The sequence below is a fragment of the Paenibacillus cisolokensis genome, from assembly GCF_050481165.1.
GTDB lineage: Bacteria > Bacillota > Bacilli > Paenibacillales > Paenibacillaceae > Paenibacillus_AH > Paenibacillus_AH cisolokensis.
In genome coordinates, this window is record NZ_JBCNFP010000075.1 from 1 (window position 1) to 14,945 (window position 14,945).

The following is a 14,945-nucleotide window of genomic DNA, read 5'->3' on the forward strand; positions in this document are numbered from 1 at the left end:
GCCGTCAGGCGTTTTTCTTATGCATCGTGCGAACCGGCATCTTCTTCAATCCCAATATTGAACGGTTGCGGAGCCGCTGAAGGTTTCATAAACATAAAACTCCGCTTTTTTATTCGTGCCGTCGACGGCGCCGCTGATTCCCCTGTAAATCAGGGTATCTCCGGGATACAAGTAGAAGAAGCTGTAACCGTAAGGATCCGTAATAATGTCGTCCGCGTTGTCCGGATCGTATTCGCGCAATTGATACCAGGCGCCGCCGCTGGGTCCGGATGCGACTTTATACTTGAAATCTCCTCCGCCGGAATGGACGTAATTGGACGGATTTTCGCTGGAAGATGTCGTCCGTTTGCCGAGATAATCCCATTCCCCTGCGCCCAGCGGGGTGACGACGTCTCCGTTGGCGCGAATGACGGTGACGCCGGCTGCAACGTTTGGCTTCTGATCTTCGGCAGCTTTCCCGGCCGCATCCCCTTCGGCAAATGCCGCAGAATAAGGGATCATCAACATAAGCGACATGGCGATAAGCAGCGTACGCAACTTTCTGGACTTCGGCTCATTCCGATGTTTCATAATGGATTGCCATCCTAATATTTCCTTCTTCGAAAGCAACGATAATGTAACACATCGGTATTGTCGAAGTAACCTGCACCATGTCGAAATCGGTCATACCTATAAAAATCCAACCGGCGATCTATAACCGCTCATCCGCAGTTCCCTTCTATGACTGCAGTCCTTATAAGACCGTCGTTCTCGTTCGTTTTTTAAGGCATTTTACGCAGCCCTGCCGCCGATCTACTCGGATGCGGTACGCACCGCTTCACCGGGAGACAGCCGAAGCGCGGCGCGGGCAGGACCGATGTTAAGCGCCATCGCGATGAGCAGCAGACAAGCCAGGACGGTCAAAAGAATGTCGAACGGGTAAGTAAAAGGTACAAGCCGGTAGCTTGAGGCAGTGCTGACTATGGCGCCTGCGGCATACAGCCACGCGCCGGATAGGCCGCAGGCGAACCCGGCCAGCAGACCGGTCCAGCTGACGATCGTTCCTTCCAGCAGAAACATCTGGCCGATCTGCCGGTTCGGCACGCCGATGCAGCGGAGCATCGCGATTTGGCGGCTGCGTTCCCGAACCGCCCGGAATTGAATAACGGCCAGCCCGCACAAGCCGATGATACCGGACAGCAGCATGAAGCCGACAAAGGCGTTGATCATCTGACGGTACATAAATTGCTCGGCTGCGTCTACCGCATAAGGCGAGCGGAAGGACGTGACACCGTGAATGGCGAACCGTTCTTCGAGCTTATAGGAATTTCCGATGTCCTCGTACGGAAAGTGCAGCAGCACGAAGCCGAGATATTGCTGGTCCGGCCATTTGTGGCCGAACGTTCTCAACTCTTCGTGGACGGACGGATGCACGAAGGTTGCCCTGTAGAAGCTGTAGGTCGGTTCGTTCTTTGTGTCTATCCCGGCGATGCCTGCCACGATAAATTCTCGTTCGGTATCAGGCTCCCATTGCTCGTTGACTCCGCGCAGCCTGCTTTTATATACCGGCAGCTTGATAGGCCGGCCAACCTAAATCTCCTCATCGGGACGGCCGAAAGGAGCTTCTTCCGCATTCCGATTGATCATATATTCCGGCAAAATCACTTGCTTCGGATCGCGCATCACCGCTTCCCAGGCTTCCCGGTCCGACTTGTAGCGGGGGTCCCTCTCGATTAGTGGCAGGCTGCTCAATCCGATGAACGATTCTGTGACCGGCACAACCGCTTGTGCATGTCCTTTCGGGGAGAACATCAGCATATACGGTTCGCTGACGGCATAGCCTTCAATTTCCCGGTCAAGCTCTGCGTCCTTCTCGATTGCGGCCAGTATGCGATCGTGCTCCGCTTCCGTCCGGTAACCGACATACCCGCCGAAACCGAGCACCGTCTGATCGGTTCGACTCGCTTCATGGTAAGCGAGGAAGTAGCTGACCAGGGAGACGACGAACGTCACGGTGAGCATCAACAGGCCGAACAGCAGTGCGACGGCGAACGTCCGTCCTTTCCGCAAGCGGGGATATCGAGAGGCGAGCAGTATGGCGCTATCCGACCATCCCATCATCCGGAAGCCAAAGCCGAGCAGGCGGTCGAGCCGCGAAACGGCAAGCAGCAGCAGATAGAGCGTGCCGAGACAAGCTCCCAGCCACGAGAGCGAAACAGGTGCGACGCTGCCGAGGTCAAGCTCGGGCGTATCGAGGAAAAGCAAATACAGATGGATGCCGATGAACAACGCCGCCGCTATCGCCATAAGCAGGTCTTTCATTCGCAACCGCGCTGCCGAAGATATGGATTCCGCACCCGGCGGCATGCCCCGGATCGTCTCCATAATCGGAATTTTGCCCGCTTTCCGCGCCGCATCGATGGAAATGAGCAGCAAAAACAGAAAGGAAACGGCGGCGGCAGCGGTTTGGTAACCGAACGATAAATAAGGATAAACCGGAATGTTGCCGCCCGATATGCGCGCGACGATGTCGGCATGTCTGACGAACAACCAGTCGACAGCGGCAGCGCCAAAGACGGTGCCGGCCGCTGTACCGGCCAGCGCGCCAAGCAGCGCCAGCAAGGAAGCTTCCGCCAGGAAGATGCCGCCGACCTGCCGCCGCGACAGACCGATGGCGCGCAGGATGCCGTACGTCTCCCGACGGTTGTCCGCCAGCATCCGCATCATCTGCTGCATGAGCACGGTGCCGGACAGGACGGCTATACAACTCAGAGCGACAAACCAGAGCACATAGTCCGCCTGTCCGGCTTTCACTTCGGCCTGCTGCTTCAGATGTTCGACGTTGTAGACCGGATCGTTCCCGATATAAGGGAAAATGAGGGAAGCCGACTTGTCGGCGCGTCCGGCCAATACCGCATGGTAGGCGCCGTCTTCAAGCCCGGTCAACTCGCGAGCGGTCCGTTCGTTCACGATCGCCGTGCCGGTATAGGCGCCGGACCCCCGATATCCGGCCAGTCCCTGCTCTTCCGCGATATGCTGCACGCGCAGCAGTTTCTGAGGTTGCCCGCCGGCCGTGGCGAGGGAGACGACATCTCCTTCGGCGACGCCCAATTCGCCCGCGGTGTAGCGGTCGAGTACCAGCTCGTCGTCCTGAAGCCCATTCGCCCACAACGATTCGTTTTCCGGATTGAACGTCTTCGCCATATCAAAGGGGAAGCCGATGACGAGAATACCCGTCTTCGCTCCGGTCGTTTCGGCCCCTGTGCCGTCAAGCGAGTACACGGCGCCTTCCTGCTGAATGGTCGGCAGGATACGCAGCTCCGGTCGGTGTCGCAAAGTATCGATCAGTTTCGCGGCCGTTCCGGCATCAAACGTCTCCGAACGCGGATCGACCGGCCGCAGTTCCCAGTCGATCGGTCCGTAATGAGCGTCGATCCATGCCTGTCCGCTCCGTTCGACCGACAGATACAGCACGGTCGACATCGCGATCAATGCGGCCCCGATCGCGCCTCCGAGTATCGACAGGAGCGATTGGCGCGGCCGGCTGCGCAGATTGAGCCAGGCCATCTTCCAGACGAGCGGGGAGCGGATCATGAGACGTTCCTCCCGTCATGCAGAATCCGCCCGTTCTGCATCCGGATGATGCGGGAGCAGCGCTCCGCGATTTTCGGGTCGTGCGTGACGATGACGACGGTTGTGCCGCGATGGCGGTTAAGCATTTCCAGCAGGCCGATAATTTGCCCGCTCGTGTCGGTGTCAAGCGCTCCGGTCGGCTCGTCCGCCCATAATACGGCCGGCTCCGCAGCAATGGCCCGGGCGATGGCGACGCGCTGGTTTTGCCCGCCGGACATCTCGCCCGGATAACGGTCTTCCATCCCTCCAAGGCCGACCTCCTTGAGCGCGGCCAGCGCTCGCCGCCGGGCATCCTTGGCGGGCATGCCTCCGGCGATAAGCGGAATGGCGGTATTTTCAGCTGCGGTCAGCACCGGAATCAGGTGGTAGGATTGGAAAATGAAGCCCATCTTTTGGAGACGAAGACTGGAGAGCGACCGGTCGTCAAGTGTGTGCAGCGGAATCCGGTCCAGCCAAACCTCCCCTTCGCTCATTCGTTCGATGCCGGCGAGCAGCTGAAGCAGCGTCGTTTTTCCGCAGCCGGACGGCCCCATAATGGCCGCCATTTCTCCTTGTTCGATTTCGAGATTGACTTCCCGCAACGCTCTCGTTGCGGCGTCGCCTTTGCCGTACGTTTTGCTCAGATCGCGTGCCACGATCATCTTTTGCCACCTCTTTCAACTTGCGCGCAACGGGGCCGCCGCCGAAGACGGCGATCCGCAACGCCGCTATCTTATTGTCAGGCAACAGGATAGCAAAAAGATATGCACTCCTTGTCGAGCGATTGTGCAGAAGTTGTGCAGATCGGGAGAAGGGAGCTGCGGCGCAGCCTGCCATTTCGGCCTGCTTCGCGCCGGCATGTCGGCCGGCATCAGACCGGGGTCATGACGGGGAGACGCACGGTAAAGACGGTACCTTCGCCCCAGCGGCTGGATACCGCGATCGTGCCGCCGTGGGCGGTCACATATTCTTTGGCGATGGCCAGTCCGAGGCCGAGACCGCCGGCCTTGCGGCTGTCGGGTCCCGCGGCTCCGCCGCCAAACGCATCGCCCGACGGCATATTGCCCGCACCGCCGGATGCCGCCACGGACGCGCCTCCGCGATAGAAGCGGTCGAACAGACGAGGCAGTTCTTCTTCCTCGATTCCGATGCCGTCATCCGCAATCGCGACTTCGATTTCTCCATTGCGAATGCCGGCGGTTACGGCCACTTCGGTGCGGCCGTGGCGGATGGCATTGCCCAGCAAGTTGACGAACACTTGCTGGATGCGAATGCGGTCGGCGTATATTTGTACCGGGCCGGGGCAGTCCAGCCGTACCGCCACACCGTCGGTCTCCGCCGCCGCCCCGAGCGTCTCGACGATAGAAGCAAGCATATCCGACAGGGAGAACCAGTCCATCTCGAGCGGCAGGCGGCCGGAGTCGGCCAGGGCGAGCTCCTGGAGATCGCGGACCAGCTTCGACATTCGGTACGCTTCATCGTGGAGCGTTGCGATTTTGGCCGGCGGGAGCGAATCGCCGCTTTGCAGCGCATGGTCGAGCTGCGCCCGCATGACGGCGATCGGCGTCCGCAGCTCATGGGCGATGTCTGCGACCATCGTGCGCCGCACCGTCTCCAGCCGGCGAAGCCGCTCTTCAAGCCGATCGAGTGCCGCTTCCGCCTCGGCCACCTGGCTCACGTCGCGACGAATGGCCGAATGCGCCGCCGACGGCCAGCGTCCGGGTGCGCCCGCCGCTCCTTCGCCGTGCGCCCCACCGCGCGCCACTTCGCCGTACGCCCCCTCGCCGTGCGCCGAACTGCTGCGCGGCCGCGGGCGCAAGGCCTCCTCGCTCCCGACATCATAGCGGGTCTCCGCAAGCCGTATCACGCGGCCGGCCAGCCGGTCGAGCGGCCGCTGCAGCCGCCGGCGCCGCCGGTTATCGGCGGCGAGCCAGCCGCTGAACGTTAGCCCGGCCACGACAAGGGCGAGGCCAGGCTCGCTTCCGTCAAGCAGCCGCCCGGAGTGGGCAGCGGCCCGAGTATGGCCGACGATGCGCCCGTCGGCCAGCACCGGCTTGCCGCCGCTCCGCACCGCCGTCTGCCGATCGCCGGCTGCCGCTACCGGCTCCGCGGCCCCAGCCGCCCATACCGCGACGGCTTCGCCGTCTCCGCCATAGCGGTTCCAATCCGCCGCAAGCCGCTCCGCCAGACCGCTCCAGCCGCCGTTCATTTCGTAGTACATCGAGGCATAGCGGTTCCAGAACAGCGCAAGCCGTTCATTCTCCTTTTGCTGTTGTCCGTTCGCATACAGCAGTGCGGCGCCGAGGAAGGCCGCCGCCGCGCAAGCCGCTGCGAAGACGCCAGCCAGCCAATCGCGGCCGGTACCGGAGAACGGCCGCGCAGACCGCTTTGTCATCCCGGATCACGCTCCTTCCGCGAACTTGTATCCGATGCCGTAGACCGTCAGAATGAACCGCGGTTCGGCGGGATCGTCTCCCAGCTTCCGGCGGATATTGCGGATGTGGGAATCGAGCGTACGCTCATAGCCGGCGAACGAGTCGCCGAGCGCCTCGTCCATCAACTGCAGGCGCGTAAAAGCCCGGCCGGGCTGCGCCGCCAGCTTGGCAAGCAGCTGAAATTCGGTCCGCGTCAGGTCGACGGGCCGGCCGTCCAGTTTCACTTCCATCCGCAAGCCGTCGATGACGAGCGGCCCGCGGCGAATCGGAGCTTCGCCTGAGCGCTCCTCACGGACTCCTCCGGCTCCAGCGCGTCTCATGACAGCCTTGATGCGCGCCGACAGTTCCCGCAAGCCGAACGGCTTCGTCAAATAATCGTCGGCGCCGATTTCCAGCGCCAGCACTTTATCGAATTCATCGCCTTTGGCGGTTACCATAATGACAGGCAGTTGCCACTCCCGGGCATTGCGCTTGCAAATATCCAATCCTGTCGTGCCGCCGGGCAGCATCCAATCGACGATCAGCAAGTCCGGCTTATCCCCGGCCAGTACGGGAAGCGCCTCCGCGTAGGAGGCGGCGCCTGTCACCTTGTATCCTTCCGCCGCTTCCAAATAGGCCTTGCATTCATGGAGCAGCTTCGTTTCATCTTCAATCCATAAAATATGCATCTGCATCACCCGTTTACCTGATTCTCCATATGCGCCGCCGTTTCCTTCACTGCGTTCGGGGCTCAGCCGCATCCGTCTTCCCCCGGGCCGGCCGCTTTTTGTACATGCTGTTGGTGACCGCCCCGCAATCGTTCTATAATTAAAAAAATAACGCTGAAACAAGAGGAACGGAGGAGAGCGCGTTGGCACGCATACTCTATATCGAGGACGACCGGGAAATCGGCAGCTGGGTGGAGCAGGATTTGAAGAGGCGCGGCTATGAAGTGGACTGGCTTACATCGGGCGACGGAGCGGTGGAGCGCATCGCAGACGCCGATATCGTCATCCTGGACGTCATGCTGCCCGGACTGGACGGCTTCACTGTCGGCCAGCGGCTGAAGAAGGCGTCGCCGCAAACGCCAATACTGCTGCTGTCGGCCCGGACAGCGGTCGACGACAAGCTTCAGGGACTGCAATTCGCCGACGACTACCTGACCAAGCCGTTCCATCCGGACGAGCTGGCGGCCCGCATCGAAGTGCTGCTCCGCCGTTATGGCGGGAAGGCGGAATCACGCAGGCTGCGTCTCGGCCATCTGGATGTCGATCCGGACGGCCATCTCGTGGTCGACCGGCGCACCGGCGAAGAGATTGTGCTGACCGGCAAACAGCTGCAAATCTTTATGTATTTGGCCAAGCATCCGAACCGCATTCTGACCAAGGAGCAGATCTACGAGGCGGTTTGGGGCGAACCGTATTTCGAAGGGGACAAGACGCTCCATGTGCACATCCGGCATCTCCGGGAGAAGATCGAGGAAGATCCGGGCGCTCCGGCCATTATCGAGACGATTCGCGGCATCGGTTACCGGGTGAAGGCATGAGCGGCCGGTTTCGTTCCCTGTTCGGACGCCTGAAGCTGAAGCATTCGCTGCTGAACCAATATTTGCTCATCATCCTGCTCGCGATCGTGCTGGTGCCGGTCATGTTTCCGCTGTCCATTACCGTCGTCTACCTGTTCATGCCGCCCGAAGATTTGGGTGGTGAGGAGATCTATCAATTCGGCGCCGAAATGGAGAAAATGTGGCACAACGAAGCGCGGCAGCTGGACGGGGCATCGGCGGAGGAAATCGACGCCCGGCTGATCCGGTTAAAAGAAAAGTACGAGGAGGCTTCCATGTACTGGGTGGACGGACAAGGCAGGACGCGCCTCCGTCTGCCGGATACGCTGGACGTGCCGGAACGGTGGACCCCCGCCTATACGGTGCGGTTCATGAAAGAACGGTACGACGGCGACCCGTTCACCGTCGTCGCGTTTATCGGCGGCAAGGAAGAGGCGGGCTTCATGGTGTTCGAGCTGCCGCGTTCCGAGATGACGACCCGCGGCCAGCAAATATGGGAGAAGCGCGATACGGTATTAATCATGACGACGCTGTCTGTCATCGTATTATTTTTATTCGTGTCGTGGATTTTCTTCTACCGGATCCGAAGGCGGCTTCTCCGTCTGCAGCAGGCGATGACCAAGCCGTCGCCGCACGGCATTCCGAGTCCGACCGTCGTGCACAAGCCCGACGAAATCGGCAAATTGGAGCAAGCGTTCAACACGATGATCGGCGAGCTGGAAGCCGGCCGCCGGCGGGAGCGGGAGGAAGAGCGGCTTAGGCGTTCGCTGATCGCGAACCTGTCCCACGATTTGCGCACGCCGCTGACCGCGATTCGCGGGCATGTCTACAGCTTGCAAGAGGAACCGCTAAGCGAGAAAGGCCGTCAATCGCTGGCGCTGATCGACCGGAAAGTCGGCTATCTCGGCCAGCTGATCGACAATTTGATGTCGTATACGCTGCTTGCGGCAGGCAAATACCCGTATCGTCCGGAACGGACCGATATGGTCCGGCTGCTGCGCACGGTATGTGCGAACTGGTATCCGGCGTTCGAGAACGAAGGCTTCGAGATCGAGCTGGAATTGCCGGAACGCGGCTTCGCGTGGGAGGTTGACCCGGCGTGGTTCGAGCGGGTGATGGACAATTTGCTGCAAAATGTGCTTCGCCATGCGAAGACCGGAAACTACCTCGCCGTTCGGGCCTTCCGACAAGACGGAGCGGGCGTCATCGAGCTTGAAGACCGCGGTCCCGGCATGAACGGCGTTTCCGGAGACAAGGGCGCCGGCATCGGCATGACGATCGTCGCCCTGATGCTCAAGGAGATGAAGCTCGACTGGGACATCATCAGCGGCAGCGGCGGAACGGTCATCCGCATCCGCGGTTTAATCCAAATTTAAACTTGCATCCTCACGAAAATTAACCTGGCGCCTTTACGATAGAAGGCGAGGTGAATTGACGTGAGTGCATGGATTATCGAAACCGACCAACTGACGAAGACGGTCGGCGGCAAGACGCTTGTAGACGGATTGAATCTGACGATCGGCAAAGGGGAAGTATATGGCTTTCTCGGCCCGAACGGCGCCGGCAAGACGACGACGATCCGGATGCTGCTCGGCCTGATCCGGCCGACGAGGGGCAAGGTCCGACTGTTCGGCCAGGATCTGCAGCGCAACCGGACTGCCGTTCTGCGCAAAGTCGGCTCGCTCGTCGAGTATCCGTCCTACTACGGCCATCTGACCGGATACGAGAATCTGGAGGCGGTTCGCCGCCTGCTTGACGCGCCCAAGTCGCGCATCGACGAAGTGCTTGGCGTCGTCCGTCTGACGAAGGATGCGGGCCGCCCGGTCAAAGCGTATTCGCTCGGCATGAAGCAGCGGCTCGGTATTGCCACGGCGCTGCTCGGCAAGCCGGAACTGCTCATACTGGACGAGCCGACGAACGGCCTCGATCCGGCCGGCATTCTGGAGATTCGCGAGCTGATCAAAAGCATGGCCAGAGATCACGGCATGACGATCCTCGTCTCCAGCCATCTGCTGTCGGAAGTGGATCAGATGGCGACCCGCGTCGGGATCATTCATAAAGGGAAAATGATTTTTCAGGATTCGATCCAGGCGCTCAGGGATCGCTCGCGCGGCCGGATCAGCTTGACCGTCGACCGGCCGGAGGAAGCGTGGAAAGCGCTGCTCGGCAGCGGCATCCGGGCCGAAGCGGCAGACGGCCGGCTGCTTGTCGAATCGCTGCCCGATGAGAAAGTCGCAGCGATCGTCCGGCTGCTCGTGCGGCACGATATTGCGGTTTACCGCATCCAGGAGGAGAAGCGTTCGCTGGAAGAGCACTTCCTTGCTTTGACGGATGGGGGGGACAGCTTGTGATCGCGCGGGTGATGGCGGCGGAATGGCTCAAAATACGCAAGAAGCCGATCTGGTTTCTCGCCGTGATCGGCCCGGCCGGCGTCGTCGGCCTTCAGGCGGCCAATTTCGGTCTTCGCTACGATTATCTGGTCAAGCAGTACGAGGATGATCTGTGGGGCGGACTGATCGGGAACGTCCACTACCTGGCTGTGCCAGCCCTGCTGCTCGGACTGGCGCTCGTCGCTTCCATGCTGGCTTCGCTGGAGCATCAGACGAACGCCTGGAAGCAGACGCTGGCGCTGCCGGTGACCCGGTTTGCCGTATTTACCGCCAAATTCGCCATCCTGCTTGTCGTGCTTGCCGTCTCCTGTACGCTGCTGGCCGTCGGCACGGCGGCGCTCGGCGCCGGTCTTGGCTTCGGTTACGCGTTTCCTGTCGGCGAATTGCTGACCGCGTCGTACTTGCCGTTCGTCGCCGCCATGCCGTTCATGGCGCTGCAGATATGGATGTCCGTCACGCTGAGCAATCAGGCGGTTCCGCTTACCGTCGGCATCGCCGGCACGATTCTGTCGCTCTATTCGGTCCGAATGAGCGATTGGTTCCCGTGGAAGTGGCCTTATCTGATCAACGAATGGAACGACCCGTTCGTATCCGCGGGCGCGGGACTTGCGGCCGGCTTCCTGCTGTACGCCGCCGGACTCGTTCATTTCGCGCGAAGGGATGTGAAGTAGGATGTGGCGAATCTTCCGCTCGGAATTGCTGAAGCTGCGCAAATCCCATATTTCGCTGCTCGTGTTCGTCAGCCCGCTGCTCGCCTCGCTGCTGGCGCTTCTCGAATCGGTGCAGGAAGAGGCGTTCCCCTGGCATCAACTGCTGGCGACGATGGCACTGCTGCACGGGCTGCTCTTTCTGCCGCTGCTGGCCGGCGTATTCGCCGCCTTCATCTGCCGTTACGAGCATGCCGGCGGCGGATGGAAGCAAATTTTCGTGCTGCCGGTGTCCAGAACCGGGGTATACGTCGTCAAGTTCGGACTCGTCATGGGCTTGCTGCTTGCCTGCCAGCTTCTGTTTCTCGGCGGCCTCCTTGGCGTCGGCATGCTGAAAGGCATCGAAGCTCCCGTTCCATGGGACATGCTCGGCCGCAGCCTGCTGGGAGGCTGGGTCGCCTGCGCGCCGCTCGCCGCGCTTCAGCTCGCCGTATCGACCGCCTGGTCCAGCTTCGCCGCTCCGCTGGCATTGAATGTCATCTTTACATTGCCCAATATTTTGGTCATCAACTCGGAGAAATTCGGTCCGTGGTATCCTTGGGGGCAGCCGGTGCTGGCCATGCTGTCAGGGGGGCAGGACGGCTTCGGCGCGTTCCTTGTCCCGCCGGAGACGCTGCTGATCGTCATTGCCGGCGGCTTCGCGCTCTTCTTCGCGGGTGGCCTGCTTTACTTCAGGAGAAAGGCGATGTAAGTCGAGGTGCGCAAAATATTACACTTTTCCGGCCATTGTGCAACATCAGCAACAAGGAATAAGAGCGTTTGCAACGAAATGATTAATGCAAACGGCTTGTTCAAAATTTTAAGGAAAAGTGGGAATGCGCAATGAAACCGTTCATGGACGAACATTTTCTGCTGTCGAACGAGACGGCGAAGAAGCTGTATCACGATTATGCGAAAGATATGCCGATCATCGACTATCATTGCCATCTGAGTCCGCAGGAAATTTACGAGAACAAAACGTACCGCAATTTGACCGAAATATGGCTGTACGGCGATCACTATAAATGGCGGGCGATGCGGGCGAACGGCGTGGAAGAGGCTTACGTGACCGGCGACGGCGACGATTACGGCAAATTTCTCGCCTGGGCGCGCACCGTGCCGCGGACGCTCGGCAATCCGCTCTATCATTGGTCGCATCTGGAGCTGCGCCGCTATTTCGGCATCGAGGAGCTGATCAACGAGCGCAATGCGCCGGTCATCTGGGAGAAGGCGAACGCCAAGCTGACCGGCGGCGGGTTCGGCGCCCGAGACCTGATCGTGAAATCGAATGTCCGCGTCGTCTGTACGACGGACGATCCGACCGATACGCTCGAGTACCATCTGAAGCTGAAGGAGGACGACAGCTTCCCGGTGAAGGTGCTGCCGTCGTTCCGTCCCGACAAAGGCCTCGGGATCGAACGAACCGGCTTCGCCGAATGGGTCGGCAAGCTGGGGGCGGCGGCCGGGCGCTCCATCCGGACGTACGACGATTTTCTGGCGGCGCTGGAAGATCGCGTGCAGTTTTTCCACGAAGCGGGGGGACGGGTATCGGACCATGCGCTCGATGAAGTGCCGTTCGCCGAGACGACGAGAGAAGAGGCGGCAGCCATTTTCGCCAAGGCGATAGCGGGAGATGCCGTCACCCCGGAAGAAGAGCGCAAGTACAAGACGTACACCTATATCCATCTCGGCAAGCTGTACAATGCGCGGGGCTGGGTCATGCAGTACCATATCAAGGCTCACCGCAACAACAACAGCGCCGCATTTGCCCGGCTCGGCCCCGATACCGGATTCGACTCGATCGGGGACGGCGATATCGCCCGTCCGCTGCGGGGGTTGCTGGATGCGCTGGCGAGCCGCGGTACGCTGCCCAAGACGATTCTGTATTCGCTCGATCCGGGCGACAATCCGATCCTCGCTTCGCTGATCGGGAGCTTCCAGGAAGGCGGAATTGCGGGCAAAATGCAGTTCGGCTCCGCCTGGTGGTTCAACGATACGAAGGAGGGGATGATTGCGCAGCTGAAAACGCTTGCCGATATGGGGCTGCTCAGCCGGTTCGTCGGCATGCTGACCGATTCCCGCAGCTTCCTGTCCTATACGCGTCACGAATATTTTCGCCGCATTCTGTGCAACCTGCTCGGCGAATGGGTCGAGAACGGCGAAGCGCCGGCCGACTTCGAGCTGCTGGGCGATATGGTCCGCGATATTTCATATCGCAACGCGGAAGCGTACTTCCCGTTTTAAACGGACAATGGATGGAAAGAGGCTGCGAACCGCATCGCGCGGTCGCAGCCTCTTTCTGCGCTCGCTATTCCTTCTCTTCCGGATTCCGGTCCGGGAGCTGGCTGACATAGCTGTCCGACAAGTCGAGCAGCTTCAATGCCCGGGCGTATTCTTCCTCGGTAGCGCCGAGCTCCTGGCTTCCGTTCCCGGCCAGCGGCCGCTCCTCGCTTTCCACGGCCAGCGGATACTCCTTGCCGTCTTCAAACCCGCTTCCCGGCATGAACAGCGCCTTGCTGCTCATAAACGAACCCGTCGGCAAATAATAACGTTGCGGCAGCAGGTTGTAATCATGGTTAAGCAGATCCTGTCCGAAATGAATATAGTTTTTGAGCGAAATGCCGGTCAGATTGGCGATCGTCGGCAGCACGTCGACCTGACCGCCGAGCTGTTCGAACTCTTTGGGTTTCGTCAGTCCCGGCGCCGCGATAATAAGCGGAACGTTGATCATGTCGGTGTAGCTGTACTCCCTGCCGTAGATTTCCGCCATCAGCTCTTCGTCGTCGCGGTCGAGCGAATAGAGCGGAAGCCCCTGATGATCGCCGTACACGACGATCAGGCTGTTCTGCCATATGCCGCTTTCCTTCAATTCGTCGATGAACTGGCCGAGCGCGTAGTCGGCATAGCTTTGCGCGCGGATATAATCGCCGACGAACGTATCCTGGTAACGCTCCGGCAACGTAATCTTGTCCTTCTCCTTCGGCGTCGTAAACGGGTGATGCGCAGTCATCGAAATAATGTGGGCATAGAACGGTTTTCCGCTCGCCTGCATATCGCGCAGCTGATCCATCGTCTTCCGGTACAGCACCTCGTCCGATGCGCCGAAGAATACCGTATCCTCGTCGCCGAAATATTGCTGGTCGAAATAGCGGTCGAAGCCGAGCGCCGCGTACAGCTCACCGCGATTCCAGAATTCCACGACATTGGTGTGGAATGTGGCGGTCGAATACCCTTTCGCTTTCATCAGCTTGGGCAGGCTGGGAAGCTCTTTCCCGGCGTATCGTTGCGTTGCCGCTCCTTGCGGCGGAATATAGTACGATGTATTGACGACGAACTCCGCGTCGGACGTATTGCCCTGACCGACCTGCTGATAGAAATTGGAGAAGTAAAAATGCTCCCGCGCCAGCTTGTTCATATTCGGCGTCACTTCCTGGCCGTCTATCGTAAGGCCGATCAGGAAGTTCTGGAACGATTCCATCTGAATGACGATCACGTTGCGGCCCGAGGCGATCCCTTTATAAGCGGGTTTGGCGGGCGCTTTCACATTTTTCAAAGCGTTGATGCGCTGCTGGCTGATTTCGCTCCGGTCGATCAGCTCGCGCTTCTCGTTTGCGAACAGCGTGTAAGCTTCGTAATTGAGAATGCCCATCTGTTCCGCTTTCGTAATCTCGTTCATGCTCGCCCGGTTCGGGAGCACGTGAAACAGACACAAAAATAGAGAGGCCGCGAAAATAGCAGGCATAACGAAACGCCTTTTGTCACCGCCGGCCGCCGGCGCTTGAAACGAAACCTTCCGCGTCTTTCGCGTGCGGAAGAGCCAGTAGCCGAGAATGACGATGTCCATGAAGATGAACAAATAGTACGGGTCCATCAGCGAAAAGACGCTGTTCTTCACGGCTGTGACCTGGTTTACCTGCTCCAGCGCATGATAGGTGACGATAACGCCATAATATTTGTAATACATGATGACTGCAAACAGGATTCCCGTCACCAGCAGGTTCACCGTCAAATAGTAAAAGAGCTTGCGCTTGGAAGCGAACCATTCGATAAGGCAGAATGCGATCCAGACGAACGGCAGCTCTTTCACGACGGTCGTCCAGGAAGGCCCGTTGTCAAAAACGACCATCCAGGCCAGATAGCTTTTGAGCAGAAGCACAATGGTAAAAAACAAAAACGGTTGTTTGCTCCATAGCCGATCCTGCGGCTGCAATTGCACGTGAAACCCTTCCTTTCCGTTCGGGGAGCGGCGCCATGGCCGATCCATCGTCAACGCTTTCTCTGAAAATGCGAAAATATGTAC

The 14,945-nt window shown here is 59.7% G+C and carries 13 protein-coding genes; 6 read left to right on the plus strand and 7 right to left on the minus strand.

Features of this window, described 5'->3' with window-relative positions:
• Nucleotides 1–45 precede the first annotated feature (45 nt).
• The 6 genes from ABEV74_RS13020 to ABEV74_RS13045 all read right to left on the minus strand — a co-directional run bounded on the left by ABEV74_RS13020 (nt 46) and on the right by ABEV74_RS13045 (nt 6,700).
• The gene (locus ABEV74_RS13020; protein ID WP_062489955.1) at nt 46–570 is read right to left on the minus strand and encodes a hypothetical protein; all 525 of its coding nucleotides are present in this window, start codon (nt 568–570) and stop codon (nt 46–48) included.
• A 222-nt stretch (nt 571–792) separates the two neighbouring features.
• Nucleotides 793–1,479, minus strand: a complete 687-nt coding sequence (locus ABEV74_RS13025; RefSeq protein WP_430146523.1) for an ABC transporter permease — start codon at nt 1,477–1,479, stop codon at nt 793–795.
• 90 nt (nt 1,480–1,569) lie between these two features.
• A complete protein-coding gene (locus ABEV74_RS13030; RefSeq protein ID WP_430146525.1) occupies nt 1,570–3,573 on the minus strand; it encodes an ABC transporter permease in 2,004 nt (667 codons plus the stop codon).
• Complete coding sequence (locus ABEV74_RS13035) at nt 3,570–4,253, minus strand: ABC transporter ATP-binding protein (RefSeq protein ID WP_213527316.1); 684 nt, start codon at nt 4,251–4,253, stop codon at nt 3,570–3,572. The genes ABEV74_RS13030 and ABEV74_RS13035 overlap by 4 nt, the downstream gene beginning before the upstream one ends.
• Nucleotides 4,254–4,462: 209 nt before the next feature.
• Complete coding sequence (locus ABEV74_RS13040) at nt 4,463–5,986, minus strand: sensor histidine kinase (RefSeq protein ID WP_430146528.1); 1,524 nt, start codon at nt 5,984–5,986, stop codon at nt 4,463–4,465.
• Between the two features lie 6 nt (nt 5,987–5,992).
• Complete coding sequence (locus ABEV74_RS13045; protein WP_430146620.1) at nt 5,993–6,700, minus strand: response regulator transcription factor; 708 nt, start codon at nt 6,698–6,700, stop codon at nt 5,993–5,995.
• Between the two features lie 176 nt (nt 6,701–6,876).
• Between ABEV74_RS13045 and ABEV74_RS13050 the strand changes: the two genes are divergently transcribed.
• The 6 genes from ABEV74_RS13050 to uxaC all read left to right on the plus strand — a co-directional run bounded on the left by ABEV74_RS13050 (nt 6,877) and on the right by uxaC (nt 12,889).
• Nucleotides 6,877–7,551 (plus strand): response regulator transcription factor, encoded by a 675-nt coding sequence (locus tag ABEV74_RS13050; RefSeq protein ID WP_430146530.1) that lies wholly within the window; start codon nt 6,877–6,879, stop codon nt 7,549–7,551.
• The gene (locus ABEV74_RS13055) at nt 7,548–8,945 is read left to right on the plus strand and encodes a sensor histidine kinase (protein WP_430146532.1); all 1,398 of its coding nucleotides are present in this window, start codon (nt 7,548–7,550) and stop codon (nt 8,943–8,945) included. The genes ABEV74_RS13050 and ABEV74_RS13055 overlap by 4 nt, the downstream gene beginning before the upstream one ends.
• A gap of 60 nt (nt 8,946–9,005) precedes the next feature.
• The gene (locus ABEV74_RS13060; RefSeq protein ID WP_062489970.1) at nt 9,006–9,920 is read left to right on the plus strand and encodes an ABC transporter ATP-binding protein; all 915 of its coding nucleotides are present in this window, start codon (nt 9,006–9,008) and stop codon (nt 9,918–9,920) included.
• Entirely contained in the window at nt 9,917–10,630 is a 714-nt protein-coding gene (locus ABEV74_RS13065; protein ID WP_145977126.1) for an ABC transporter permease, read from the plus strand. Before ABEV74_RS13060 ends, ABEV74_RS13065 begins: the two co-directional genes overlap by 4 nt.
• 1 nt (nt 10,631) lies before the next feature.
• A complete protein-coding gene (locus tag ABEV74_RS13070; RefSeq protein ID WP_430146535.1) occupies nt 10,632–11,357 on the plus strand; it encodes an ABC transporter permease in 726 nt (241 codons plus the stop codon).
• Between the two features lie 131 nt (nt 11,358–11,488).
• A complete protein-coding gene (uxaC, locus tag ABEV74_RS13075; protein WP_430146537.1) occupies nt 11,489–12,889 on the plus strand; it encodes a glucuronate isomerase in 1,401 nt (466 codons plus the stop codon).
• A 64-nt stretch (nt 12,890–12,953) separates the two neighbouring features.
• Here the strand turns inward: uxaC and ABEV74_RS13080 are convergent, their stop codons facing one another.
• Nucleotides 12,954–14,909, minus strand: coding sequence for an LTA synthase family protein (locus ABEV74_RS13080; protein ID WP_430146539.1), 1,956 nt, complete (start codon nt 14,907–14,909; stop codon nt 12,954–12,956).
• Nucleotides 14,910–14,945 lie beyond the last annotated feature (36 nt).